Genomic DNA, 24534 nt, shown 5'->3' with positions numbered 1-24534 from the left:
GCCGCCGCCGGCTCGCTCGCCCGGGTCGCGCTGGCCGGCGGCGATCCGGCCGGCCTCGACCCCGCGGAGCCCGAGCTCCCGCTCGACGGACGCCCCGACCTGGCTGCTCTCGAGCGCGCCCTCGACCGCCGGCTCGGCGTCGTGCGTCAGCTGCGCGACCTGACCCGCGAGCAGGCGATCGCGGAGGAGTCGGCCACGCAGGCACTGTCGCGGTGCGAGGAGGCCGTGACCGAGGCCGGGTTCGCCGAGCTCGGCAGCGCACTCGCCGCCGCCCTGCCCGCCGCGGAGCAGGAGCGCCTCTCCACGGCCGTCGAGGCACACCGGGCCCGGCTGGCCGCCGTCACCGAGGTGCTCGCCGACGCCCCCGACCCGGGCGAGGAGCACGCCCTGCCCGACCTCGAGGTCCTGGCTGCCCGGCACGCAGCCGCCCATGCCGGGCTCGCCACGGCCCTGACCGGGGCAACCACGTCACGGGTGCGGGCCGAGCGCCTCGACGCCCTGGTCGTCGAGCTGACCGGCGCACTGGAGACGTGGGCACCGGTCCAGGAGCAGCTGCGCCTGGCCACCTCGGTCTCCGCCTTCGTCGACGGCCGGTCGGCCGACAACCCGCTGCAGATGCGGCTCTCGGCCTACGTCCTGGCCTGGCGCCTGTCGCAGGTCGTCGCCGCTGCCAACGAGCGCCTCGCACGGATGAGCGACCAGCGCTACTCCCTCGAGCACACCGGTCGCCGCGGCGCCGGCGAGACCCGGGGCGGCCTGAGCCTGCTGGTGCGCGACGACTGGTCCGGGGAGAGCCGCGACCCGGTCACGTTGTCCGGGGGCGAGACCTTCGTGGTGTCCCTCGCGCTGGCCCTCGGGCTCGCGGACGTGATCGCGCAGGAGGCCGGCGGCACCGAGCTGGACACGCTCTTCGTCGACGAGGGGTTCGGGTCCCTGGACCCCGACACCCTCGAGGACGTGATGGACACCCTCGACTCGCTGCGCGAGGGCGGGCGGGTCGTCGGCGTGGTCAGCCACGTCACCGAGATGCGCGACCGGATCCCCGTGCAGCTGCACGTCACCAAGGGCCGCAGCGGGTCGAGCGTCCGGCTCTCGCGCGGCGTGTAGGTTGCGGCCATGAGCCGACCCGAGGTCGATCCGACCTTCCTCGCGCTCCCCTTCCGCAGCCTCGGCGAGGTCGCCCTCGCCCGGGCCACGGAGCTGGGCGCCACCCATGCCGACTTCCGCTTCGAGCGCGTGCGCTACCAGCACCTGCGCGCCCGTGACGAGATCCTCCAGTCCGCCTCCGACGTCGAGGACCTCGGCTTCGCGGTCCGCGTCATCCACCGCGGCGCCTGGGGCTTCGCCTCCGGCGTCGTGCTCACCGTCGACGAGGCCCGCCGGGTCGCCGAGACGGCGGTCGCCGTGGCCGAGGTCGCCGCGACCATGACGACCACGCCGGTCGAGATCGCCCCCGAGCCCGTGCACGCCGACGTCACATGGGTCTCGGCGTACGACGTGAACCCGCTCGAGGTCGCGACCGCCGACAAGGCCGCGGTGCTGACCGACTGGACCCGACGGCTGCGCACCGGTGCGGCGGTCGACCACGCCACCGCCTTCGTGATGGCCGTCCAGGAGAACAAGTACTACGTCGACACCGCGGGCACCTCCACCACGCAGCAGCGCGTGCGGATGCAGCCGGGCTTCGAGGCGATGGGCACCGGCGCCGACACCTTCGACTCGATGGCCTCGATCGCCCCGCCGGTCGGCCGCGGCTGGGAGTACGTCGCCGGCAGCGTCGCCCAGGGCGCCTGGGACTGGGACGCCGAGATCGACGAGGTCCCCGAGCTGCTCGCCGAGAAGCTCAAGGCGCCCGGCGTCGAGCCCGGCTCCTACGACCTGGTCATCCACCCCTCCAACCTGTGGCTCACCATCCACGAGTCGATCGGGCACGCCACCGAGCTCGACCGCGCGCTCGGCTACGAGGCCAACTACGCCGGCACCTCCTTCGCGACCTACGACAAGCTCGGCTCGCTCCAGTACGGCAGCCCGGTCATGAACGTCACCGGCGACCGCACCATCGAGCACGGCCTGGCCACGGTGGGCTACGACGACGAGGGCGTGGAGACCCAGTCCTGGGACATCGTTCGCGACGGGGTCCTCGTCGGCTACCAGCTCGACCGTCCCATGGGCGCGATGAAGCCCGAGCTCGCCGGCCCCGACCACCCGCAGGGTCGGTCCAACGGCTGCGCCTACGCCGACTCGCCGGGCCACATCCCGATCCAGCGGATGGCCAACGTCTCGCTGCAGCCGGCGCCCGACGGCCCCAGCACCGAGGAGCTCATCGGCCGGGTCGAGCGTGGTCTCTACGTCGTGGGCGACAAGTCGTGGTCCATCGACATGCAGCGCTTCAACTTCCAGTTCACCGGCCAGCGGTTCTACGCCATCCGTGACGGCGAGCTGACCGGTCAGGTGCGCGACGTCGCCTACCAGGCGACGACCACCGACTTCTGGGGCTCGATGGAGGCCGTCGGCGGCCCCGAGACCTGGGTCCTCGGCGGTGCGTTCAACTGCGGCAAGGCGCAGCCCGGCCAGGTCGCGGCCGTCAGCCATGGCTGCCCCACCGCGCTCTTCCGCGGCGTCAACATCCTCAACACCACGCAGGAGGGCGGCCAGTGAGCACCCATCAGGTCACCCCGCAGAGCCTGGTCGAGCAGGGCCTGCACGCCAGCGTCTCCGACGACTGCATGGTCGTGGTGCGTGACTCGACCGGCGCCAACCTGCGCTGGGCCAACAACACGCTCACCACCAACGGCGTGATGCACGGCATGGACGTCTCGGTGGTCTCCTTCGTCCGCGGCACCGGAGGCGTGCAGGTCGGCACGGTCTCCGGCAGCGCCGCATCCCAGGCCCAGGTCACCGACCTCGTCCGCGCCGCCGACGAGGCCGCCCGTGCTGCCTCCCCCGCCGAGGACGCCGCCGAGCTGGTCCGCGACCGCGTGAGCCCGGACTGGGACGACCCGCCGGTCCCCACCGACATCCACGTCTACGACGTCTTCGCACCCGCGCTCGGTGAGGCCTTCGCTCGGTCATCGGCCGCCGACCGGGTGCTCTACGGCTTCGTCAGCCACGAGGTGACGACCACCTACCTCGGCTCCACGACCGGGCTGCGTCTGCGCCACGTCCAGCCGACCGGCCACTACGGCTGCACCGGCAAGGACGCCGCCCTGACCCAGTCGGCCTGGGTCGGCGGCGCCACCCGCGACTTCACCGACGTCGACGCGCTGGCCATGGAGGCCGAGCTCGAGCAGCGGCTCGCCTGGGGCGAGCGTCGCGTCGACCTGCCGGCCGGGCGCTACGACACGATCCTGCCGCCCAGCGCGGTGGCCGACCTGATGATCGACGCCTACTGGTACGCCGGCGCGCGCGCCGCCCACGAGGGCCAGTCGGTCTACTCCCGCCGCGGCGGCGGCACCCGCATCGGCGACCGCCTCGCCGCTCCGGGGGTGCGCCTGTTCTCCGACCCGGCCCACCCGGGCCTGGAGTGCTCGCCGTTCGCCGTCACCGGGTCCTCCGACGACGACCACTCGGTCTTCGACAACGGGCTCGCCCTGGGCAGCACCGACTGGATCCACGACGGAGAGCTCGCCTCGCTGGTGCAGACCCGGCAGACGGCCGCGATGACCGGCCGGCCCGTCACGCCGTACGTCGACAACCTGGTGCTCGAGATCGACGGCGGTTCCGGGGACGTGATGGACCTCGTCCGCGGCGCCGAGCGCGGGCTGCTGGTCACCTGCCTGTGGTACATCCGCGAGGTCGACCCGCAGTCGCTGCTGCTGACCGGCCTCACGCGCGACGGCGTCTACCTCGTCGAGGACGGGGAGATCGCCGGGTTGGTCAACAACTTCCGCTGGAACGAGAGCCCGGTCGACCTGCTGCGCCGCTTCACCCACGCCTCGGCGACGGTGCCCAGCTTCAGCCGGGAGTGGGGCGACGACTACTTCAGTCGCACCGCGACCCCGGCGATCCGGGTGCCGGACTTCAACATGTCCAGCGTCTCCCAGGCACGGTAGGCGAGCTCGACCTGCAGGGCCTCCTGCCGTGCGTGCAGGAGGCCGTAGGTGAACGTCGGCTCGCCCGCGGTGCCGGCGTCGTCGGCCAGCGCCAGCAGGTGCTCGCGAGCAACCACGGTGTCCTGGCGCTCACCGAGCACCTGGGTGGCCTCCTTGGCCCGCTCGGCCAGTTGCTTGGCCGGCTTGCCGAGACCAGGCCGCGCCACCTCCGCGGCGTACCGCAGGCGCTTGGCGGCCTTGCGCACCTCGTGCCAGGCGGCCTCCATCGCCTTCTCCGACGGCGCCTCCTCCAGCCGGAGGGGAGGCTCCTCCACCAGCGCACGGAGCTCCTCCAGCAGTGCGGCGTACCGCTCGCCGTCGAGCACCTGCACGGCCGCGGCGATCCCCGCCCGGGTCCGGTGCTCGTAGGTGGAGTCGATCCGCTCGCGGACCGGCCCGTGCACCAGCGCCGGGTCCTCCGCGTCGAGCGCGGTCATCAGCAGCTCCCGCGCGACCACGGCATCGCGGGTGTCGCTCAGCGCATGGCCCAGCCAGCGCAGCTCCTCGCGCACCGGCTCGGTCGCCTCCGTCTCGACCAGCGGCCGGTAGGCCGCCAGTGCGGCTCGCATCCGGCGGCAGGCGACGCGGGCCTGGTGGACCCCCCGGAGATCGCCGCGCCGGACGGCCACGTCCTGCGTGCGGAGGTCGTCGACCTGGTCGGCGAGGTACGCGATCAGGGGGTGCCGGGGTCGGGCGGGTTCGTGGAGCCGGTCACCGAGCACCGCCTCGATCTTGCGCTGGGTGCGCGCGGGGACCACGCCCTCCTCGGCCAGCTCGTCGGTGATCAGGTCCAGCAGGTCGACGTCGCCATCGACCAGCTCGACCTCCCACTCGCGCCAGCTCATGGTCGGGCCGTCGGGCAGCCGACCGGTCACCTCGTCGTCGCAGACCTCCGCGAGCACCGCACCGTCGTCGCCCAGCAGCGCGGTGGTGGTGCGACGCGTGCTGATCGTCGCGACCACGCCCAGGTCCTGACCACCGGTGTAGGCGCGCACCAGGTCCCGCAGGGCGTCCGGGGCCGGCTCCTCGGGCTCACCCAGCGGCTGGTGCACCTCGTCCCGTCCCGCGCCGACCGGCAGCTTCAGGTGCCAGCCCTCGTCGCCACCGCCGGAGCGTCGTCGCAGCGTGATGCCCGCACGGACCAGCGCCAGGTCGGCGGTGTCGAGGTAGGCCGCCTCGAGGTCGACGACGTCCGGAGGGCCGACCGAGGCCACGGCCCCCACCCCGGCGAGGTCGGGCATCGTCGTACGGCTGTCGACCGTGAAGGTGCGCTCGATCTCGTGGTGGTCGCTCACCCGCACATTCCTATCGCACCCGATGCAACCCGATCAGGCGGTGCGGCGTACTCCTGCTGACAACCACCACACAGGAGACGAACCACCATGCGAAGCACCACCGCTCTGGTCACCCTCGCGATCGCGACCGGCCTCCCCCTGGCCGCCGCCGCGGCTCCGGCCCACGCCGAGACCACCACCGAGCGCGAGAAGGGAGTGCTCGTCGAGTGCGCCGGCACGTGGCGGACCCGGCCGGTGACGGTGTCGGTCTACGAGCACCGCACCTACGGCAACGAGGTCCTGGTCGCGATCGGCGCCGAGGACCAGGAGGACTTCTGGATCTCCCAGCCCGACGGCCGCATCGTCCGACGGGGCGAGCTGCAGCAGGAAGGCACGCTCGGCGGCCGCAAGGTCGTCCTGGCCGGCACCGTCGTCCGCGACGGGGACCCGGTCGAGGTCCACGACGAGTTCGACGACGCCGGCCAGCACGTCGTGGTCGACGGCGTGCACAAGCCGCTCGCGGCGGACCTGGTCCTCACGTGGAGGAAGCGCAACGCCGTGCTCGACTGCAGCAACGCCTTCCGCTTCGACCTCACGGTGACCAAGACCGACATCGAGTGACGCCCGACGTCCGGTGACGACTCGGTGCTGCGTCAGCCCCTCACTCGGCGAACGCGTCGAGCGGCGGGCAGGCGCAGACCAGGTTGCGGTCGCCGTAGGCCTGGTCGATGCGGGCGACCGGCGGCCAGTACTTGTCGGGGTCGATGCCGGTCGGGAAGACCGCCAGTTCTCGGGAGTAGGGGCGGTCCCAGTCGCCCACCAGGGCGCGGGAGGTGTGGGGGGCCCGTCGCAGCGGCGAGTCCTCCGCAGTCCACTCCCCCGCGGCCACGCGGTCGATCTCGCCCTTGATCGCGATCATCGCGTCGCAGAACCGGTCGATCTCGCCGAGGTCCTCGGACTCGGTGGGCTCGACCATGAGCGTCCCGGCGACCGGGAACGACATCGTCGGGGCGTGGAAGCCGTAGTCGACCAGCCGCTTCGCGACGTCGTCGACGCTCACGCCGGTGTCCTTGGTGATCCCGCGGACGTCGATGATGCACTCGTGGGCGACGAGCCCGTTGTGCCCACGGTAGAGCACCGGGAAGTGCTCGTCGAGCCGCGCGGCGACGTAGTTGGCCGCGAGCACCGCGGTCGCCGTCGCCCTGGTGAGGCCCTCGGCGCCCATCATCCGCACGTAGGCCCACGAGATCGGCAGGATGCCCGCCGAGCCGTACGGCGCCGCCGAGATCGGGCCGATGCCGGTGCGACGCTCGGGGTCCGGGTGCATCCCGTGCGAGGGGAGGTACGGCGCCAGGTGGGCGCGCACGGCGACCGGGCCGACCCCCGGGCCACCGCCGCCGTGGGGGATGCAGAAGGTCTTGTGCAGGTTGAGGTGGGAGACGTCTCCCCCGAACTCGCCGGGCCGCGCGTAGCCCAGCAGCGCGTTGAGGTTGGCGCCGTCGACGTAGACCTGCCCGCCGTGGTCATGGACCACCTTGCACAGCTCGGTGATCCCCTCCTCGTAGGCGCCGTGCGTCGAGGGGTAGGTCACCATGATCGCCGCCAGGGTGTCGGCGTGCTTGTCGCACTGGGCCCGCAGGTCGTCGAGGTCGACCGACCCGTCGTCGGTGGACTTCACGACCACCACGCGCATGCCGGCCATCACCGCGGAGGCGGCGTTGGTGCCGTGGGCCGAGCTGGGGATCAGGCAGACGTCGCGCTGGGTGTCGCCGTTGCCGAGGTGGTAGCCGCGGATGGCGAGCAGCCCGGCGAGCTCGCCCTGGGAGCCGGCGTTGGGCTGGATCGAGACCCGGTCGTAGCCGGTGACCTCGGCCAGCCAGCCCTCGAGCGTGGACACCAGCTCGTGGTAACCCTCGGCGTCCTCGGCCGGCACGAACGGGTGCAGGTCGGCGAAGCCCGGCAGCGAGACCGGCTCCATCTCGGTGGTGGCGTTGAGCTTCATCGTGCACGAGCCCAGCGGGATCATGCCGCGGTCCAGCGCGTAGTCGCGGGCCGAGAGCCGGCGCAGGTAGCGCAGCATCGGGGTCTCGCTGCGGTGGGCGTGGAAGGTCTCGTGGGTGAGGTAGTCGGTGGTGCGCGAGAGCTCCTCGGGCAGCGCGGCCACCGGCTCGACCTCGGTGGGCGTGACCCCGAAGGCCGTGTGCAGCGCACGCAGGGTCGCGGGCGTGCTCACCTCGGAGAAGGACAGGCCGACGGTGTCGGCGTCCACCCGGAGCAGGTGCAGCCCCTCGGCGCGAGCGGCGGCCACGACCTCGTCCGCACGACCCGGCACCGCGACCCGGACGGTGTCGAAGAAGCGGGTCGTGAGGACCTCCAGGCCAGCCGCTGACAGGGACGCCGCGGCGCGCGCTGCGAGGTCGTGGGCACCCCGGGCGATGCCGCGCAGGCCCTCGGGACCGTGGTAGACGGCGTACATCCCGGCGACGACGGCCAGCAGCACCTGCGCGGTGCAGATGTTGGAGGTCGCCTTGTCGCGACGGATGTGCTGCTCGCGGGTCTGCAGCGCCAGGCGGTAGGCCGGCCGGCCCTCCGCGTCGACGGACACGCCCACCAGGCGACCGGGCAGGTGGCGCTCCAGGCCGGCCTTGACCGACATGAACCCGGCGTGCGGCCCGCCGTGGAAGAGCGGGACGCCGAAGCGCTGGGAGGAGCCGACCGCGACGTCGGCCCCGAGCTCGCCGGGAGACTCCAGCAGCGTCAGCGCGAGCAGGTCGCAGGCCACCACGGCCAGGCCACCGCGCTCGTGGGCGGCCTCGATGGCCGGACGCGGGTCGCGCACCTCACCCGAGGCGCCGGGGTACTGCACGAGCACGCCGCAGACCTGCTCGAGCTCGTCCGGCAGGCCCGCGGAGACGTCCGCGACGACCACGTCGATGCCCATGGCCTCCGCGCGGGTGCGCACGACCTCGATCGTCTGGGGCAGCGCGTCGGCGTCCACCACGAAGGGCCCGGACGCCTTGCGCTGGGCGCGACGCACCAGGGTCATCGCCTCCGCGGCGGCGGTGCCCTCGTCGAGGAGCGAGGCGTTCGCCGTGGGCAGTCCGGTCAGGTCGCCGATCACGGTCTGGAAGTTGATGAGGGCCTCGAGGCGCCCCTGGGAGATCTCCGGCTGGTACGGCGTGTAGGCGGTGTACCAGGAGGGGTCCTCGAGCACGTTGCGCCGGATCACCGGCGGCGTGGTGGTGCCGTGGTAGCCCAGCCCGATCATCGGCTCGGCGGGCCGGTTGCGCGCGGCGAGGTCGCGCAGCTCCTGCGCGACCTGGGTCTCCGTGGCCGCCTCCGGCAGCGAGAGCTCGGCCGCGGAGCGGATCCCGCCCGGGACGGCCGCGGCCATCAGCGCCTCGAGGGAGTCGAACCCGAGCCGGGCGAGCATCGCCTCGACGTCCTGGGGCCGCGGGCCGATGTGTCGGTCGGCGAAGATGGCGATGCCGGTCGGGCTGCTGTGGGGCTGGGAGGACATGCGGGTAGGGCTCCTGGGGCGTCGGGGTCCGGGCCCTCCCCCTCTGTCACGTCACCGGCGGGTGCCGGGGTGCTCCAGAGTCGCCTGGCCTGCGCGGTCCGGGTGCCTGAGAGGTTCCGGGGAGGAATTGCCCCTTCGGCGCCCCCCGCCTGAGACGAGGAGACTCTCCCGCGCGGGATGGTCAGCGGGAGCGAATCTACCAGTGCCGGCGCAGGGCCGGCGCCACCTCAGCCGGCGGAGCGGGCCGCGCGGCGCGCCGCGAGCTCGTCGCCGACCACCGGGGCCTCGGCGGCGGCCTCGTCGGCCGTGCGCTCGGAGGGCAGCTCGGCGAGCGTGCCCTCGATCTCGCGCCACACGCCACCGATGGCGATGCCGAAGACACCCTGCCCGCCCTGGAGCAGGTCGATGACCTCGTCGTTGGAGGTGCACTCGTAGACCGAGGCACCGTCGCTCATCAGCGTCACGCGGGTCAGGTCGTCGGTGCCGCGCTCGCGCAGGTGCGAGACCGCGGTGCGGATCTGCTGCAGCGAGATGCCGGCGTCGAGCAGCCGCTTGATGACCTTGAGGATGAGGATGTCGCGGAAGGAGTAGAGGCGCTGGGAGCCCGACCCCTTCGCACCCCGCACCGTCGGCTCGACCAGGCCGGTGCGGGCCCAGTAGTCGAGCTGGCGGTAGGTGATCCCGGCAGCGTTGCAGGCCGTGGGCCCGCGGTAGCCGAGGTCGCTGGGCAGGGGTGAGACGTCGTCGGTGAAGAGGAGTCCCTGCTCGTCGGCGGCCTCGGCCGCGCGTGCGGCGTCGACGCTCTCGCGCAGCTCCTGCTCGTGCTCGTTCACGCGGGTCCTCCGGTGTCTACTCCGTTCACCGTAACTCCGAGGGGGAAGACGTCGCAGGCGTTCCCGGGCGGGAGGACCACAACGGTGGAGTTACAACAGAGACGGCTCACCGTAAGCCCGGCCACCGACAGGGTCAAAGACTCTCGCGGCGTGTCGAACCCTCAACCTGAGAGTGAGACTTCGCGCCGAACCGGCGTATTGATACGCCGGCTCGGCGGGGCGCGTGGGTCGAACCGGCGTATTGATACGCCGGCTCGGCAGGATCAGGGCCTCAGTCGGAGGGGGCCTCGAAGTCCTCGGGGGTGACGTGGTCGAGGAACTCGCGGAACTTCTCGACCTCGTCCTCCTGCTCGGCGGGCACGGCCAGGCCGGCTTCGTCGAGGACGTCCTCGGAGCACACGATGCGCGAACCGGTGCGCAGGGCCAGGGCGATGGAGTCGGAGGGACGTGCGGAGACCTCGGTGCCCGAGGTCAGGACGAGCGTCGCGAAGAACACCCCGTCCTTGACGTCGGTGATGCGGACCTCCTCCAACGCGTTGCCGGTCGCCTCGAGCACGTCCTTGAGCAGGTCGTGGGTCAGCGGTCGCGGCGGGGTCACGCCCTGCTGGGCGAACGCGATGGCCGTGGCCTCGACCGCACCGATCCAGATCGGCAGGTAGCGGTCCCCCGCGACCTCGCGCAGCAGGACGATCGGCTGGTTCGAGGGCATCTCGACCCGGACTCCCATGACGTCCACCTCACGCATGTCTCCCACCCTACGCGCCGGTGGGGAGAGGCGGCGGGCAGGTCAGCGCGACAGGCCGGTCTTGACCAGGGTCGCGTGCAGACGCACCGACAGGGCCGCGATCTCGGAGGCGGCGTCGGCGGCACGGGCGCTGGCGGCGGCGTCGCGGCCGCGCTCCAGGGGAGCCACGACCTGCTGCACGAGCCCGACCTCGCGATCGGCCGCCGCCTTGAACGCGCGCAGGTGACGCGGCTCGATCCCGAAGTCAGCGAGCTCACGGGCGGTGCGGACGACGACGAGGGCGTCGGTGTCGTAGTGCCCGGTCCCGGGACGCGGCGACACCAGGCCGAACTGCTCGAGCTGCTCGAGCAGCTCCTCGGAGACCTCGGCCACCTTCAGCAGCTCCTTGCGTGAGAGTCGCAGGTCGTCACGTCGACGGAAGGACTCGGGACTCGGCATCCCGTCGGCCGCCAGCGCCACGGTCGGCACCGTGGGGACCACCGGCTCGATCGGCGGCGGCTCCATCCCGCGGTCGATGGCGTCGAGGTGCTCGCCGATGACCTTCAGCGGGAGGTAGTGGTCGCGCTGCATCCGCAGGACGTAGCGCAGGCGCGTCACGTCGTCGGCGGAGAACTTGCGGTAGCCCGCGGGGGTCCGCTCGGGCTTGATCAGGCCCTTGTCCTCCAGGAAGCGGATCTTGGGGATCGTGACCCCCGGGAAGTCGGGACGCAGCTGCTCGAGCACCTGCCCGATGTTCATCCGGGCCGAGCCGGAGGGACGTGCTCCCGAGGAGGCTCCCGAGGACGAGACGGAGCCGGTGGACACGACTCAGGCGCCCTCGTGGCCGGAGAAGAAGACCAGGCGGTACTTGCCGACCTGGACCTCGTCGCCGTCCTTGAGACGGACGGTGTCGATGCGGTCGCGGTTGACGTAGGTGCCGTTGAGGCTCCCCACGTCCGAGACCGTGAAGGTCGAGCCGTCCCGGTCGAAGACCGCGTGCCGGCGCGAGACGGTCACGTCGTCGAGGAAGATCTCGCTGTCGGGGTGACGACCGGCGGTGACCTTGTCGGTGTCGAGCAGGAAGCGGTTGCCCGAGCCCGGGCCACGCTGCACGACCAGGAGCGCGTGGCCCACCGGCAGGGCGTCCACGGCGGCGGCGTCGACCGGGTTGAGCTGGCGGTCCGAGGTCTCCACCCGCGAGTCGCCGGCGCCGATGGAGATGGTCGCGGTGGTCTCGCCGCGCGAGGGCTCCGCGGGGGCGTCCGGCGTCACCAGACGGGTCCCGCACTGCGAGCAGAAGCGGGCGTCGTCGGGGTTCTGCCGACCACAGGCGGTGCAGAACGGCATCGGGGTCTCCTCGGGTGGTGGACTCGCGTCGCTGACGCTCCCAACCCTCACCCCCGGGTGGAGGGTGATGGCGTGGGAGAACCTATCAGCCGTGCAGCGTGGTTCAACTCCGAACCGACGAGGTCCGGGAGGGGCCGTCGGGAGGGGCTGACCGGACCGGCTCAGCCCTCGAGCGAGGCCTCGTACGTCGCGGCGTCCATCAGGCCGTCGCCGACCTCGCCGGCCGGCTTGACCTCGAAGAGCCAGCCGCCGCCGTACGGGTCGTTGTTGACCAGCTCGGGGGTGGCGTCGAGCGCCTCGTTGCGGGCGACGACCTCGCCGGTGACCGGCGCGTAGACGTCGGAGACGGACTTGGTCGACTCCAGCTCACCGCAGGTGCTGCCGGCCTCGACGCTCTCGCCCACCTCGGGCAGGGAGACGTAGACGATGTCACCGAGGGCGTCCTGGGCGTAGTGGGTGATGCCGATGCGCACCGCGCCCTCGTGCTCGCCCGGGGTGCGGACCCACTCGTGCTCCGCGGTGTACTGCAGGTCGTCGGGGTACAAGGTGTCTCTCCTGGGGGTCGGGTGTCGGCAGGCTACTGCGCGTCCTGGGGCTGTGCGTACTCGGGCTCGACGGCGGGTCGGACCGACTCGATGTCCAGCGAGGCCAGGACCTCGACCTCGACCTCGGCCCCGTCCTCGGCCAGGTCCACGCGCGGGCCCTCGAGGATCGACATCGCCCCGGCGAGCGCGCTGGGGTCGCCGATCACGTCGACGACGTACGGCGAGCTGAGCAGCTGGCCGTCGACGACCAGCCCGCCCTCGGCGCTGGTGAACGAGCTCTGCGCGACCAGCCGCACCTGGCCGTTGAACTGCATCGCCTCGGCCGAGGCGATCCGCAGGCCCTGCACCATGTTGAGGATGGTGTCGGCGCGCACCCGTCCGGTCACCTCGGTGATGGTGATGCGGATGCCGGGACCGGTCACCGGCACCAGGCCCGCGAGGACGCTGAGGGTGTCGGCCTCGTTGGTCGCCTGCTGCAGGGCGACCCGCTCGGCGTCGGTGTCGGAGACCAGCTCGTCGCGGGCCTCCTCCAGCCGCGTGATCTCGGCGCGGGCGCGACGCGAGGCGCCGGCGAGGCCGGAGAGCACGTTGACGAGGTCCTGCTCGCGGTAGCCGGCGTAGGTGTCGTCGTCCTCGGCGGTCTGCACCTGGACGATCGCGGCGAAGGCGACCACGGCCAGCAGCACCGCGACCACGACCTGGCTGCGACCGGGGTGCAGGAGCGCTTGGCGCAGCCGCCGGCGGCCGGAGTCCTCGTCGGGACCCGACGGGACGGCGTGCATCTCCGGGGGCTGCTCGGCGGACTGCTGCGGGTCGGACATGGGCGCCGGGCTCACGCGTGGAACAGGTGCCGCCGGATGGCGGCCACGTTGGAGAAGATGCGGATGCCGAGCACGACGATGACGCCGGTCGAGAGCTGGCCTCCGACGCCGAGCTGGTCGCCGAGCCACACGATCGCCGCGGCGATGACGACGTTGGAGACGAAGGAGACGACGAAGACCTTGTCGTCGAAGATGCCGTCGAGGTAGGCACGCAGGCCGCCGAAGACGGCGTCGAGCGCGGCGACGACGGCGATCGGGAGGTAGGGCTCCAGGGAGAGCGGCACGTCGGGCTGGAGCACGAGACCGAGCACGATCCCGACCAGCAGGCCCAGGGCGGCGATCACGGGGTGCCCTCCTCGGGGTCTCGGGGTCCGTCGTCAGCGGGCAGCGGCTCGGCGTGGCGCAGCGTCCTGGGGGCGGCGGCCGGGAGGACGAGCTCCTCGACGTTGACCATCTCGAAGCCGAACCCGAACCGTGTCACCAGGTCCGCGACCCCGATGCCGCTGTCGCTGGCCAGCAGGTCTGCCTGGAGGGTACGCCGGTCCCCCACCGCGTTCACGACGTAGGGCGAGCGCAGCGGCTGGCTGTTGATGTTGACGACCGACCCGGAGTTCTCGATCGCACTGCGGACCGTGAGTCGCTGACCGTTGATGCTGATCGCCTCGGCCCCCGCCTGCCACAGCCCGTTGACGAGCAGCTGCAGGTCGGTGTCACGGATCAGCTCACCACCCGGCGGGGCGTCGCTCATGGTGATCCGCACCCCTTCGCCGCGCACGGCGATGAACCCGGTGCGGATCTGCAGCCGGCGCAGCCGGCTCTGCGCCGTCACCTGGTTGGCGGGCGTCGCGGGCAGCAGCTGCTCGGACTCCTCGACCTCCGAACGCAGCGCGAGGATGCGGTCCTGGAGCTGCTCGACGGTCTCGCGACGCTCCACCACGCGGGCCACGAGCACCGTCCGGCTCGACTGCGCCTCGTCGGCGCCCTGGGCGGTCTGCACGGCCGCGGTGGTCGCGAGCACGCCGAAGGCGGCGACGACGATGGCCGCGGTCCGGTGCGGCGTGCCACGGCCCGCCGTGCCGGCCGTCCCTGCCGACCGCGCGGGTCGGGGGCGGCGCTCGGTGGTGCGCAGCAGCTTGCGGACCTGCCAGGCGTAGAGCAGCCCGGCCCACCAGTAGAGCCCGACGCCCCAGAAGGCGAAGGCCCAGCCGAAGACCTGGGCGAGCTCGGCCACGGTGCCCTCACCGTCGCCGAGCAGCAGCAGCGGGAACGCGTAGAGCAGGTTGAAGGTGGCGGCCTTCCCGAGGAAGTGGACCGGGAGCGCGCTGTACCCACGGGTGCGCAGCAGCGGCACCAGCAGCCACATCAGTGCGTCGCGCAGCGGCAGCGACACCGCCAGCCACCACGGGATGACGTCACGCATGGCCAGGCCCACGACCACGGCCAGGATGTAGAGCCGGTCGGCGACCGGGTCGAGGACCTGCCCCAGGACGGAGGTCTGCCCGAGCCGTCGAGCCAGCCAGCCGTCGAGCCAGTCGGTGACCCCCGACAGGACCAGCAGCCCCAGCGCCCAGGCGTCGGCCTCGGGACCGAGCACCAGCCAGAGGAAGACCGGGACCCCGGCCAGCCGGATGGCGCTGAGCAGGTTGGGCAGGGTCCACACCCCTGCGTCCGTCCCCGCCGTCGCTCGCTCGGTCACCCGCAGGACCCTAGCCAATGACGGGGGGTACGACGTCGGACGGCTCGTCGTGGTGCGCCGCGTCGCGGATCTCGCCGACCAGCTCCTCGATGACGTCCTCGAGAGTGGCCAGCCCGACGGTGGTGCCGTCGGCGGTCACGACCCGCGCCATGTGCGCCCCCCGGCGCTGGAGCTGCTCCAGCACGTCGTGCAGCAGGTCGTCGGGGCCCACGGGGGCGAACGGGCGCACCCACTTGTCCTCGACCGGCCGGTTGCGGCGCTCCTCGTCGGGCTCGAGCACGTCCTTGATGTGCAGGTAGCCGACCAGCTCACCGTCCTCGCCGGCGACCGGGAAGCGGCTGTAGCCGGTGGCGGCGCACAGCGACTCGACGTCCGCGGCGCTGGACCCGCGCGAGACCGTGGTCAGCGACGACGGCTCGAGCAGGACGGCCGCGACGGTCTTCTCGGTGAAACCGAGGGCACCGGCCAACCGGTCGTACTCGTCGTCCTCGAGCAGGCCCTCGCCGCGCGACTCCTCCACGAGGGCCGCGACCTCCTCGCGCGTGAACGCCGAGGACAGCTCGTCCTTGGGCTCGACCTTGAGCAGGCGCAGGGTGCCGTTGGCGATGGCGTTGAGCGAGACGATGATCGGCCGCAGCACGGTCACGACGCCCAGCATCGGCGGGCCGAGGACGAGCGCGGCCCGGTCGGGGCCCGCGATCGCGATGTTCTTCGGCACCATCTCGCCGAGGACGACGTGCAGGCAGACCACGATCGCCAGGGCGACCACGAACGCCACGGGGTGGACCAGCGCCTCGGTGACCCCGGCCCGCTCGAAGAGCGGCTCGATCAGGTGGGCGACGGCCGGCTCGCCGACGGCACCGAGGCCGACCGAGCAGATGGTGATGCCCAGCTGGGCGCCGGCCATCATCAACGACACGTTCTCCATGGCCCGCAGGGTGCTCCGCGCCATCCTCGAGCCGGACTGCGCGAGCGGCTCGATCTGGGAGCGGCGGGCGGAGACCAGGGCGAACTCCGCGCCGACGAAGAACGCGTTGGCGGCCAGCAGCAGGACCGCGATGACCAGGGCGGTGGCGTCGCTCATGCCTCCTCACCTGCCGTCGGGGTGTCGAGCAGCCGCAGCGAGACGCGGTCGACCCGCAGGCCGTCCATGTGCTCCACGGCCAGCACCGCGAGCTGCTCGCGGGGCTCGTCGGGGTCGGTGCGGTCGGGCACGGGCACCTCCGCGATGTCGCCGGTCTCCGGCACCTTGCCGAGCGAGCGCATCACCAGGCCTCCGACGGTGTCGTAGGACTCGTCCTCGGGCAGCTCGATCCCGGTCAGGTCCTCGACCTCGTCGGGTCGCAGCATCCCGGAGAGCACCCAGCTGCCGTCGCGGCGCTGTCGGCCGCGGGAGCCGAGCCGGTCGTGCTCGTCGGAGATGTCACCGACGATCTCCTCGATGACGTCCTCGAGGGTGACGATGCCGGCGTGGCCGCCGTACTCGTCGAGGACCACGGCCATCTGGAACCCGTCCTCGCGCAGCAGCTGCAGCAGCGGGTCGAGGCGCAGGGAGTCCGGCACGACGATCGGCTTGGCCATCAGGTGCTTGACCTTGGTGGTCGAGCGCTCGTGGACCGGCAGCGCCACGGCGTGCTTGACGTGGACCGTGCCGGCGACGTTGTGCTCCTCGTCGAGCACGGGGAACCGCGAGTGCCCGCTGGAGCGGGTGAGGTCGATGATCGCCTGCGCACGGTCGTTGAGCTCCAGCGACAGCGTGCGCATCCGCGGGGTCATGATCTCGCCCGCCGTGCGGGTGCCGAACTCCACCGAGCGCTCCATCAGCTCGGCGGTGTCCGCGTCGAGGGTGCCCTCGTCGGCGGAGCGCGCGATCAGCGAGGCGAGCTCGGTCGAGCTGCGCGCGGAGCGCAGCTCCTCCTGGGGCTCGATCCCGAGCCGGCGTACGAGCGCGTTGGCGGCGCCGTTGAGGAACCGGATGGGGTAGGTGTTCACGGCGGTGAACAGCCGCATCGGGCGCTGGGTCGCGCGGGCGGTGGCCAGCGGCAGCGCGATCGCGAAGTTCTTGGGCACCAGCTCGCCGAAGAGCATGGTCAGGATCGTGCTGATGATCAGGCCCAGGGCCAGCGCGATCGGCGTCACCGCGCCGTCGGGCACCCCGGCGGCGCCGAGCGGGTCCTCGATGAGGGAGGAGATCGCGGGCTCGGCGAGGTAGCCGATGCCGAGGTTGGTCAGCGTGATGCCGACCTGGGCGCCGGAGAGCTGGGTCGACAGCGAGCGCAGGGCGCGCTGGACGCCGACGGCACCGGCGTCGCCCGCGGAGGCGAGCTGGTCGACCTTGTTGCGGTCGACGGTGACGAGCGCGAACTCGGCGGCGACGAAGATGCCGCAGGCCACGACGAGGAGCAGGGCTGCCAGCAGGAGCAGCAGGGCGGTCATCGGCGCTCTCCCCGGGACGGTCGCTCAGCGGCGACGGGCGGGAAGAGCGGGCGACTTTGGGAGCCGTCCATCAGCGGAGCTCAGGGTCCTTTGCGATCAAGGGCGGATGACCAGCGAAGTGTAGCGGGGCACCCCGGGCGACCCCTACCGCTCGCGGGCGTCCTCTGCCACGCTGCCGCGCATGCGTGTGATCCAGTGGGCGACCGGCGGCGTGGGACGAGCGGCGATCGAGGCGATCCTCAAGCACCCCGAGCTCGAGCTGGTCGGGTGCTGGGTGCACTCGGCGGCCAAGGACGGCGTCGACGTGGGGACGATCCTGGGCGGGGCGGAGATCGGCGTGGCCGCCAGCGCCGACCGCGACGCCGTGCTGGCGATGGACGCCGACGCCGTGGTCTACGCCCCGCTCGTGCCGGACGCGGAGGAGGTCGCGGCCATCCTGCGCTCGGGCAAGAACGTCGTGACGCCGGTGGGCTGGTTCTACCCCCACGAGCGGGACCGGGCCGTGGTGGAGGCGGCGGCGCTCGAGGCGGGGGTGTCCCTGCACGGCACGGGGCTGAACCCGGGCGGCATCACCGAGCTGCACCCGTTGGTGTTCTCGGCCCTGTCCTCGGCGGTGACGCACGTGCGCGGGGAGGAGTTCTCCGACATCCGCACCTATGACGCGCCCGACGTGGTGCGCCACATCATGATGTTCGACGGCACACCGGAGGAGGCGTCCGGCGGGCCGATGCTCGGCCTGCTCAGCGGCGGTTTCAAGCAGTCGGTGCGGATGTGCCTGGACGTGCTGGGCTTCTCGCCCGACGCCGAGATCCGCACCTCCCAGGAGGTGGCCGTGGCCACCGCGCCGATCGAGTCGCCCATCGGGGTGATCGAGCCGGGCCGCGTCGCCGGCCAGCGCTTCTGCTGGGAGGCCTGGGTCGGCGAGCAGTGCGTGGTGCGGGTGGCGGTCAACTGGTTGATGGGCGAGGAGCACCTCGACCCGCCGTGGACCTTCGGGCCCGAGGGCGAGCGCTTCGAGGTCGAGGTGCAGGGTGACCCGCCCGCCTTCGTCACGATCAAGGGCTGGCAGCCCGAGACCGTCGAGGAGGGGCTGCTGCGCAACCCCGGCATCGTGGCGACCGCGGTGCACTGCGTGAACTCGGTCCCCTACGTGGTGGCGGCCCCGCCCGGCGTGCAGACCTACCTCGACCTGCCGCTCGTGGCGGGGCGCGCCCATCCCGACCTGGCCTGAGCCAGGCCCGTGCTCACTCCTCGCCGAGGGTGATCCCGCACTCCTCCTCGGCGTGCTCGGAGATCGCCTCGGTGGCGTCGTTGAACTCCTCGCTGTCGAGCTCCTCGAGCGTGGTGCCGAGCTCCTGCAGCTTCTCGAGGTCGACGCCCTCGGGGATGTCGCCGGTCATGACATCGGACAGGTCGTCGAGCGCGAGGCCGGCGTCGGCGAAGGCGTCCTCGATCTCCTGCACGCCGTCCTGCAAGACGGCCCAGTCGTCCTCGACCTCCTTCGGGGCCTCGTCGGCCAGCTCGTCGAAGGCCTCGAAGGCGGTGCTGAAGGCGCCGGGGTCGCCCGCCTCCAGGGCGTCGATGTCGGACTTGGCGCCCTCGAGGGAGTCGCAGTAGGCCTCGGTGTCGCTGCCGCTGCACCCGGTGAGGGCGAGGGAGGCCGCGAGCGCACCGGCGCCGAGGAGGGCCGAGGGGCGGCGGAGGGTATGGGTCAGGCTCTTGAGTGTCTTCACCCGGGCCAGCATGCCGTGTCCGCCTCCTGAGCGGGAGTCCCCCCGCCGAAGCTGGACGAGACCTGCCCACCGTCCAGCACCTGGTACGGCGACAGTCCGGTGCTCGACCGGGCCCGCCACGCCTCCACGGGGACCGGCGCGGCGCCCGCCAGCAGCAGCACGTTGCCGGGGCGTCGGGCCCGCCTGGTCGCGGGCTCCAGCCCGGCCGCCAGGTGCGGCAGCACCGCCCGCAGCCCGGCCACGGTCGACCGGATGACGGGGAACGGCGCCCGGTCGACCACGTTGAGCAGGGCCACGCCGGTCGGTGCCAGCACCCGGGCCACCTCGGCCAGCGCGGGAGCGGTCAGGAGCTCGGGCGGCACCAGCCCGTCGTCGTACGCGTCGAGGACGAGGAGGTCCGCGCGGCCGTCCGGCAGGTCGACCAGGCCGGCGCGGCCGTCGACGGGTCGCACCTTGATCCCGCTGCGCGGTGGCAGCGGGAGGTCACGACGGACCAGCGCGGTCAGCTCCTCGTCGGGCTCGAGGACCGTCTGGCGTGACCCGGGACGCGTGGCGGCGAGGTAGCGGGGCAGGGTCATGCCGGCCCCGCCGACGTGGATCGCACGCATCGGGGCTCCGGGGTCCCCGAGCGCGTCGACGACGTCGCCCATCCGGCGTACGTAGTCGAAGGCCAGCCGGGTGGGGTCGGCGAGGTCGACGTGCGACTGGGGTCGACCGTCGACGAGGACGACGTGCCCACCGTCCATGAGCCGGACCTCACGCTCTGCCACGGGTCCAACCTCCCACGCGGATGCTCCGGACACGGCATGATGGGCAGGTCATGCCCTCCCCCGCCGACCCCTCGGTCACTCCCGCCACGTCGCCCGCCCCCTGGCAGGTCGAGCCACCGCGCCCGGCGGACCGCGGCCTGGTGGGTCGCCTGCTGGAGGACGTCGTGGCCGAGGACCCCTCGGTGGCCCCCGAGGTCGCCGCCGGGACCGTGCGTGCGGGTGCGTGGCTGCACCGCGAGCGGCCGGCCTGGTCCGGCGTGGTCCTCGACCCGGCCCAGCCCACCCGCACCGTCGTGGGGTACGCCGACGTGCTGGCCACCTCCGAGGGCGCACCCGAGTCCCGGCGCCGGCGCGATCGCGGCGGCCGGTGTGGCCGCGGTGCTGGCCGTCCAGGTGGCCGCCGGTCCGCTGGGCTCGGTACTGCCCTTCCTCTCGCCCCGCGACGCGGGTTCCTCGTCCTCGACGCCGCCGCCGGCACCCTCGTCGCCCACCTCGGCGCCGAGCCCGCAGCCGGTCGTGGCCGCCGGGGACCCGATCCCCCCGCAGCCGGGCAGCACGCCCTCGGGTGGGCCGGGACCGTCCGCCCCCGCTCCGACCGCCAGCGGCACCCCGACCCCGACGACACCTCCGACCCCGACGACACCGTCACGCAGCCCCGGGCTGGCCTCGCTCCTGCTGGACCCGGTCGTGGGGGGCCTGGTGGGCACCGTCGACGGCGTGACGGGCGACGCGCTGTCGCCGGTCACCGGTGTCCTGACCGGCACCACCGACGCCACGACCGACGTCCTCGACGACGTGCTCGACGGGGTGCTGGGCCTGCTCCCGGTGCCGGCGGCGGCGACGCAGCCGGCCCCGCGGCGCTGACGCGGACCGGGGTGGTCGGCCCCGCCTGGACCGGCTCCGTCAGGATGGGCCCATGAGCGCCTACTGGGTCAGCAGCTACCTCGAGATCACCGACGAGGCGAAGCTCCGCGCGTACGCCGAGCTCGCCGGTCCGGCCATCATCGGCGCCGGGGGCAGGTTCCTGGCGCGGGGCCTCCCGGCGGCGACGTACGAGGCAGGTCGCGAGGAGCGCTGCGTGGTCATCGAGTTCGACAGCGTCGAGGACGCCGTCGCCTGCCACGACTCCGCGGCTTATCAGGAGGCCTTGGCGGCGCTGGGCGACGGCGCGGCGCGCGACCTGCGGATCGTGCCGGGCGCCTGAGCCGGCGCTGAGACCCCCTCAGCCGCGGCGGGCACGCCGTCCCGCGAGCCCGCGCACCATCTCACCGCCGACGAAGCGCGCCGCGGCGACCGCCGCGTGCAGGCCCGGGTCGGGGTCCTTGCCGCGCCCCATCCGGGCGATCTGCGTCTCGTACCACTCCGACTCGCCGGCCAGCCCGGCCACCGTCGGCAGCGAGTAGCGCGGCAGCGGGTGCCCGTCGCCGCCGGCCAGCAGCCGGGCGGTGAGGTCGGGCTCGATGGCCAGGGGGCGGCCGAGGCCGATCAGGTCCACGCCGCCGTCGTCGAGCAGCTGCTCCATCGTGGCGCGGGTGCGGATGCCGCCGGTGAGCATCACCGGCACCCGACCGGCTGTCTCGCGCACCCGGCGGGCGAAGCCGGCGAAGTAGGCCTCCTTGTGGCTGGTGGTCCCGCGCTGCTCGGCGAGCTCGTCGACCTCGCCGAAGAGGGCGGGGTTCTCGTAGGTGCCACCGGAGATCTCGACGAGGTCGACGCCCTCCTCCACCAGCATCCGCACGACCTGCTCGGCGTCGTCCTCGGTGAAGCCGCCGTGGCGGAAGTCCGAGGAGTTCAGCTTCACCGCGACGGTGAACCCGTCGCCGGTGCTCGCCCGCACCGAGCGCACCGCCTCGACGAGCGCCCGGGACCGACCCTCGAGGTCGCCGCCCCAGCGGTCGCTGCGGCGGTTGACGTACGGCGACAGGAACTGCGCCAGCAGGTAGCCGTGCGCTGCGTGGACCTGCACCCCCTCGAAGCCGGCCTCCTCGCAGCGCCGGGCCGAGGCGCCGAAGCCGGCGACGATGGCCTCGGTCTCGCCGTCCTCGAGCGCACGCGGCTTGGCGAAGAGCCCGGCCATCCGCACCGCACCCGCGTCGGCGCTGGGCGCCACCGGGCGCCCGGTGATGAAGCGGTTGGTCTGGCGACCGGGGTGGCTCAGCTGGGCGATCAGCGGGCTCTCCCCCGACGCCTGCCTGACCCGGGCCAGCCGCGCCACGTCGAGCCGCTCGTCGGCCACGACGTTGCGGCTGCGCTCGAGGTAGCGCCGGTCGACCATCAGGTTGCCCGTGACCAGCAGTCCCCCGGCCGCGCCGGCTGCCCACCGGCGGTAGACCGCCTCCAGCGCCGGGGTCGCCTGGTGCTCGGAGTCAGCGAGGTTCTCGGTCATCGGCGCCTTGGCGATGCGGTGCGGCAGTGTGAGTCCGGAGGGCAGGGTCAGCGGGTCACTGAGTCGGGGCACGGGCGGCACCGTAGTGGAGGCACGCCGCTCGCCCCGGTCGTTCTCAGCCCGCGGGGGTCAGCGGCATCCGGTCGAGCACGCGGCCGGCCGCCACCCCTGCCGTCGCGTACCCGATCCCCCGGTGGCCATCCCCACCTGCGGGTGAAGGCGGAGAGCCCACCGCCCGCCTAGCGTGGACCGGCCATGTCGCTCTCCCTCTCCCCCGCCCATCTCACCCGCTACCGACAGATCGCCGGCCTGCTCGTGCGGCACGGCCGTGGGGACCTGGTCCGCTCCTCGGGCCTGTCGGAGGTCCTGGAGGACGAGCCCGCCTCCGATCGCGTCGAGGCCGACGCCGAGCGCCTGGCCGCCGACCTGGAGGCGATGGGCCCGACGTTCGTGAAGCTCGGCCAGCTGATGTCCTCGCGGGTCGACCTCATCTCGCCGGCCTACGTCGAGGCGCTCTCCCGGCTGCAGGACGACGTCGAGCCGTTCGGCCTCGAGCAGGTCGAGGACATCGTGAGCAGCGAGCTCCAGGTGAGGCTGAGGTCGGTGTACGCCGAGTTCGACCCGGTCCCCATGGCAGCGGCCTCGATCGGGCAGGTCCACCGCGCACGCTTGCGTGACGGGCGAGAGGTCGTGGTCAAGGTGCAGCGGCCCGGTGTCCGGGAGCGGATCCGCGACGACATGGAGGTCCTCGCCGACCTGGCCGGGCTGCTGGACCGACACACCGACGCCGGCCGGCGCTTCGGGTTCGCCGACCTGCTCGAGGAGTTCCGCAAGGTGCTCGTCGACGAGCTGGACTACCGGCGCGAGGCGGACAACCTCGCCAGGGTGCGTGAGCTCGTCGCGGGCCGAGACCTGCTCGTCGTGCCCGCCCCGGTGCCCGAGCTCACGACGGGTCGCGTGCTCACCATGGAGTACGTCGAGGGGCGCAAGATCACCGACATCGGTCCTCTCGGGCGGATGGACCTCGATGGCGCGGCGCTGGCCGACGAGCTCTTCGCCGCCTACCTCGACCAGGTCCTGGACAAAGGCGTCTTCCACGCCGACCCGCACCCCGGCAACGTGCTGGTGACGCCGGACGGACGCCTGGTGCTGCTCGACATCGGCATGATCGCCCGGATCGCGCCGTCCGTGCGCGACCACCTGGTGAAGCTGCTCCTGGCGCTCGCCGACGCTCGTCCCGAGGAGGTCACCCGGATCGCGATCCGGCTCGGTCAGCCGCTGCCGGACTTCGACGAACGGGCGCTGGGGCGTGCCGTCGCCGAGCTCGTGGGGCGCGCCGCCGACGCGAGCCTGGGCGAGCTGGAGATCGGCTCGCTCGTGCTCCAGCTCACCGTCCGTGCCGGGGAGGCCGGCCTGCGGATGGAGCCCGAGCTCTCCCTGCTCGGCAAGGCACTGCTCAACCTCGACCAGGTGGCGACCGCCCTCGATCCCCGGTTCGAGCCGCGCGAGGCCCTGCAGCGGCACGTCACCAGGATCATGCAGTCCTCGATGCGCACGACGCCCGCCGCGATGATGGCCACGCTCCTGGAGACCAAGGAGTTCGTCGAGGAGCTCCCCGGCCGGGTCAACCGGGCCTTCGACGCCCTGGGGCGCGGGCACTTCGAGCTGCGCGTCGACGCCATCGACGAGGACGAGTTCCTGCGGGGCCTGCACAAGCTCGCGAACGTCCTCGCCGCCGCGGTGGTCCTGGCCTCGATGATCCTGGCCGCCGCGATCCTGGCCGCCAGCAGCGACGACGAGGGGTCGCTGACCAGCCGGATGGCACTGGCGGTGTTCGTGCTGGCCGTGCTGGGCTCGGTGGGCATGCTGGTGCGCATCGCGCTGCAGACCCGACGGGCCAACCTCGGACGCCGCCGAGGACCGGGGACCTCGTGAGCGGGCCCCGATGAGCGAGCCCCCATGAGCGAGCCCGAGCGCACCCCCGACGGCCGCTACGTCGTCATCGACGGCCGCCGGTGGCGGGCCACCGACCCCGCGATCCCCGAGGAGCGCCGCGCCGAGCTGACCCGCCTCCTGATGGCGTGGCGGCGGGAGGTCGGTCGCACCAAGGACACCGACGAGGAGGCCGCCTCCCGCGCGGGCGTCCAGGCAGCCAAGGTCGCACTCGGCGAGCGCGGCACGCCGTGGTGGGAGCAGAGCGACGCCGAGCGCGAGGAGCGGTGGTCGGCCGGCGTACCCCTTCCGGGGGCGGGTCGGGGCGACTCCGGGGCAGGATGAGCAGGTGCCACGAGTCTCGAGAGTCAGCGTCCTGCAGGTCGGCCGGGTCCGTGTGCGGCCCGACAACGTCGCCGGCACCTG

General features: G+C 73.0%; 24 protein-coding genes, 1 pseudogene and 1 riboswitch. Of the genes and pseudogenes, 9 read left to right on the top strand and 16 right to left on the bottom strand.

The genetic code is table 11. The features are described from left to right. The 3 genes from A6R01_RS07565 to A6R01_RS07555 form a co-directional block, all read left to right on the top strand. Positions 1-1107, top strand: a 1107-nt coding sequence (locus A6R01_RS07565) for an SMC family ATPase (RefSeq protein ID WP_292604852.1), incomplete at its 5' end; no start/stop codon positions are given. Between the two features lie 9 nt (positions 1108-1116). Beyond that, positions 1117-2658: a TldD/PmbA family protein gene (locus A6R01_RS07560; RefSeq protein WP_292604851.1), complete on the top strand. Its 1542-nt coding sequence runs from the start codon at positions 1117-1119 to the stop codon at positions 2656-2658. Continuing rightward, entirely contained in the window at positions 2655-4052 is a 1398-nt protein-coding gene (locus tag A6R01_RS07555) for a metallopeptidase TldD-related protein (protein ID WP_292604850.1), read from the top strand. The genes A6R01_RS07560 and A6R01_RS07555 overlap by 4 nt, the downstream gene beginning before the upstream one ends. Here A6R01_RS07555 and A6R01_RS07550 read toward each other — a convergent pair. Continuing rightward, positions 3977-5386 carry a CYTH and CHAD domain-containing protein gene (locus A6R01_RS07550; RefSeq protein ID WP_292604849.1) on the bottom strand — a complete coding sequence of 470 codons (1410 nt, stop codon included), beginning with the start codon at positions 5384-5386 and terminating at the stop codon, positions 3977-3979. The genes A6R01_RS07555 and A6R01_RS07550 overlap by 76 nt on opposite strands. A gap of 87 nt (positions 5387-5473) precedes the next feature. Between A6R01_RS07550 and A6R01_RS07545 the strand changes: the two genes are divergently transcribed. Further along, a complete protein-coding gene (locus tag A6R01_RS07545) occupies positions 5474-5986 on the top strand; it encodes a hypothetical protein (RefSeq protein ID WP_292604848.1) in 513 nt (170 codons plus the stop codon). Positions 5987-6026: 40 nt separating this feature from the next. Here A6R01_RS07545 and gcvP read toward each other — a convergent pair whose 3' ends face one another. The 12 genes and pseudogenes from gcvP to A6R01_RS07485 form a co-directional block, all read right to left on the bottom strand. Then, a complete protein-coding gene (gene gcvP / locus A6R01_RS07540; RefSeq protein WP_292604847.1) occupies positions 6027-8885 on the bottom strand; it encodes an aminomethyl-transferring glycine dehydrogenase in 2859 nt (952 codons plus the stop codon). Positions 8886-8969: 84 nt separating this feature from the next. After that, positions 8970-9066, bottom strand: a riboswitch (glycine riboswitch). A 46-nt stretch (positions 9067-9112) separates the two neighbouring features. Next, positions 9113-9697, bottom strand: coding sequence for a MerR family transcriptional regulator (locus A6R01_RS07535; protein WP_366925097.1), 585 nt, complete (start codon positions 9695-9697; stop codon positions 9113-9115). A 292-nt stretch (positions 9698-9989) separates the two neighbouring features. Beyond that, the gene (locus A6R01_RS07530) at positions 9990-10463 is read right to left on the bottom strand and encodes a bifunctional nuclease family protein (RefSeq protein WP_292604845.1); all 474 of its coding nucleotides are present in this window, start codon (positions 10461-10463) and stop codon (positions 9990-9992) included. A gap of 42 nt (positions 10464-10505) precedes the next feature. Next, a complete protein-coding gene (locus A6R01_RS07525) occupies positions 10506-11201 on the bottom strand; it encodes a MerR family transcriptional regulator (RefSeq protein ID WP_292604857.1) in 696 nt (231 codons plus the stop codon). A 69-nt stretch (positions 11202-11270) separates the two neighbouring features. Next, the gene (locus tag A6R01_RS07520; protein WP_292604844.1) at positions 11271-11789 is read right to left on the bottom strand and encodes an FHA domain-containing protein; all 519 of its coding nucleotides are present in this window, start codon (positions 11787-11789) and stop codon (positions 11271-11273) included. A gap of 161 nt (positions 11790-11950) precedes the next feature. Continuing rightward, on the bottom strand, positions 11951-12334 hold the full coding sequence (gcvH, locus tag A6R01_RS07515; protein ID WP_292604843.1) for a glycine cleavage system protein GcvH: 384 nt from the start codon (positions 12332-12334) through the stop codon (positions 11951-11953). Positions 12335-12366: 32 nt separating this feature from the next. Further along, positions 12367-13155, bottom strand: coding sequence for a DUF881 domain-containing protein (locus A6R01_RS07510; protein WP_292604842.1), 789 nt, complete (start codon positions 13153-13155; stop codon positions 12367-12369). Positions 13156-13166: 11 nt separating this feature from the next. Continuing rightward, the gene (locus A6R01_RS07505) at positions 13167-13499 is read right to left on the bottom strand and encodes a small basic family protein (protein ID WP_179531229.1); all 333 of its coding nucleotides are present in this window, start codon (positions 13497-13499) and stop codon (positions 13167-13169) included. Next, positions 13496-13984, bottom strand: a complete 489-nt coding sequence (locus A6R01_RS07500; RefSeq protein WP_292604856.1) for a DUF881 domain-containing protein — start codon at positions 13982-13984, stop codon at positions 13496-13498. The genes A6R01_RS07505 and A6R01_RS07500 overlap by 4 nt, the downstream gene beginning before the upstream one ends. Before the next feature lie 291 nt (positions 13985-14275). Further along, a pseudogene (locus tag A6R01_RS07495) lies at positions 14276-14869 on the bottom strand (CDP-alcohol phosphatidyltransferase family protein); the annotation flags it as partial. Next, a complete protein-coding gene (locus A6R01_RS07490) occupies positions 14862-15935 on the bottom strand; it encodes a hemolysin family protein (protein ID WP_292604841.1) in 1074 nt (357 codons plus the stop codon). The pseudogene A6R01_RS07495 and the gene A6R01_RS07490, both read right to left, overlap by 8 nt. Next, positions 15932-17287 carry a hemolysin family protein gene (locus A6R01_RS07485; protein ID WP_292604840.1) on the bottom strand — a complete coding sequence of 452 codons (1356 nt, stop codon included), beginning with the start codon at positions 17285-17287 and terminating at the stop codon, positions 15932-15934. Before A6R01_RS07485 ends, A6R01_RS07490 begins: the two co-directional genes overlap by 4 nt. Positions 17288-17468: 181 nt before the next feature. On the opposite strand from A6R01_RS07485, the gene A6R01_RS07480 reads away from it, so the two are divergent. Next, positions 17469-18518, top strand: a complete 1050-nt coding sequence (locus A6R01_RS07480) for a hypothetical protein (RefSeq protein ID WP_292604839.1) — start codon at positions 17469-17471, stop codon at positions 18516-18518. Between the two features lie 13 nt (positions 18519-18531). Here A6R01_RS07480 and A6R01_RS07475 read toward each other — a convergent pair whose 3' ends face one another. Together A6R01_RS07475 and A6R01_RS07470 are read right to left on the bottom strand one after the other, a co-directional pair. Further along, the gene (locus A6R01_RS07475) at positions 18532-19020 is read right to left on the bottom strand and encodes a hypothetical protein (RefSeq protein ID WP_292604838.1); all 489 of its coding nucleotides are present in this window, start codon (positions 19018-19020) and stop codon (positions 18532-18534) included. Further along, complete coding sequence (locus A6R01_RS07470; RefSeq protein WP_292604837.1) at positions 19017-19790, bottom strand: spermidine synthase; 774 nt, start codon at positions 19788-19790, stop codon at positions 19017-19019. Before A6R01_RS07470 ends, A6R01_RS07475 begins: the two co-directional genes overlap by 4 nt. 369 nt (positions 19791-20159) lie before the next feature. On the opposite strand from A6R01_RS07470, the gene A6R01_RS07465 reads away from it, so the two are divergent. Both A6R01_RS07465 and A6R01_RS07460 read left to right on the top strand, forming a co-directional pair. Beyond that, positions 20160-20654 (top strand): hypothetical protein, encoded by a 495-nt coding sequence (locus tag A6R01_RS07465; protein WP_292604836.1) that lies wholly within the window; start codon positions 20160-20162, stop codon positions 20652-20654. Between the two features lie 52 nt (positions 20655-20706). Beyond that, complete coding sequence (locus A6R01_RS07460; RefSeq protein ID WP_292604835.1) at positions 20707-20994, top strand: DUF1330 domain-containing protein; 288 nt, start codon at positions 20707-20709, stop codon at positions 20992-20994. Between the two features lie 18 nt (positions 20995-21012). Here A6R01_RS07460 and A6R01_RS07455 read toward each other — a convergent pair whose 3' ends face one another. Continuing rightward, positions 21013-22248, bottom strand: a complete 1236-nt coding sequence (locus tag A6R01_RS07455; protein WP_292604834.1) for an NADH:flavin oxidoreductase/NADH oxidase family protein — start codon at positions 22246-22248, stop codon at positions 21013-21015. 183 nt (positions 22249-22431) lie between these two features. Here A6R01_RS07455 and A6R01_RS07450 point away from each other — a divergent pair, with 183 nt between their 5' ends. Continuing rightward, positions 22432-24111 carry an AarF/UbiB family protein gene (locus tag A6R01_RS07450; RefSeq protein WP_292604833.1) on the top strand — a complete coding sequence of 560 codons (1680 nt, stop codon included), beginning with the start codon at positions 22432-22434 and terminating at the stop codon, positions 24109-24111. Positions 24112-24135: 24 nt separating this feature from the next. Further along, positions 24136-24453, top strand: coding sequence for a hypothetical protein (locus A6R01_RS07445; RefSeq protein WP_292604832.1), 318 nt, complete (start codon positions 24136-24138; stop codon positions 24451-24453). Positions 24454-24534 lie beyond the last annotated feature (81 nt).

It is taken from the genome of Nocardioides sp. REDSEA-S30_B4 (genome assembly GCF_001627265.1).
GTDB lineage: Bacteria > Actinomycetota > Actinomycetes > Propionibacteriales > Nocardioidaceae > Nocardioides.
The sequence above is the reverse complement of the archived record's forward strand: the minus strand, read 5'-3'. Positions and strand labels throughout refer to the sequence as shown.

Coding starts and splice junctions, on each gene's coding strand:
- A6R01_RS07525 (WP_292604857.1), bottom strand. CDS start 11,201: ATGAACATCGGGCAGGTGCTCGAGCAGCTGCGTCCCGACTTCCCGGGG.
- A6R01_RS07485 (WP_292604840.1), bottom strand. CDS start 17,287: ATGACCGCCCTGCTGCTCCTGCTGGCAGCCCTGCTCCTCGTCGTGGCC.
- A6R01_RS07480 (WP_292604839.1), top strand. CDS start 17,469: ATGCGTGTGATCCAGTGGGCGACCGGCGGCGTGGGACGAGCGGCGATC.
- A6R01_RS07445 (WP_292604832.1), top strand. CDS start 24,136: ATGAGCGAGCCCGAGCGCACCCCCGACGGCCGCTACGTCGTCATCGAC.
- A6R01_RS07560 (WP_292604851.1), top strand. CDS start 1,117: ATGAGCCGACCCGAGGTCGATCCGACCTTCCTCGCGCTCCCCTTCCGC.
- A6R01_RS07510 (WP_292604842.1), bottom strand. CDS start 13,155: ATGTCCGACCCGCAGCAGTCCGCCGAGCAGCCCCCGGAGATGCACGCC.
- gcvP (WP_292604847.1), bottom strand. CDS start 8,885: ATGTCCTCCCAGCCCCACAGCAGCCCGACCGGCATCGCCATCTTCGCC.
- A6R01_RS07460 (WP_292604835.1), top strand. CDS start 20,707: ATGAGCGCCTACTGGGTCAGCAGCTACCTCGAGATCACCGACGAGGCG.
- A6R01_RS07545 (WP_292604848.1), top strand. CDS start 5,474: ATGCGAAGCACCACCGCTCTGGTCACCCTCGCGATCGCGACCGGCCTC.
- A6R01_RS07490 (WP_292604841.1), bottom strand. CDS start 15,935: ATGAGCGACGCCACCGCCCTGGTCATCGCGGTCCTGCTGCTGGCCGCC.
- A6R01_RS07450 (WP_292604833.1), top strand. CDS start 22,432: ATGTCGCTCTCCCTCTCCCCCGCCCATCTCACCCGCTACCGACAGATC.
- A6R01_RS07520 (WP_292604844.1), bottom strand. CDS start 11,789: ATGCCGTTCTGCACCGCCTGTGGTCGGCAGAACCCCGACGACGCCCGC.
- A6R01_RS07530 (WP_292604845.1), bottom strand. CDS start 10,463: ATGCGTGAGGTGGACGTCATGGGAGTCCGGGTCGAGATGCCCTCGAAC.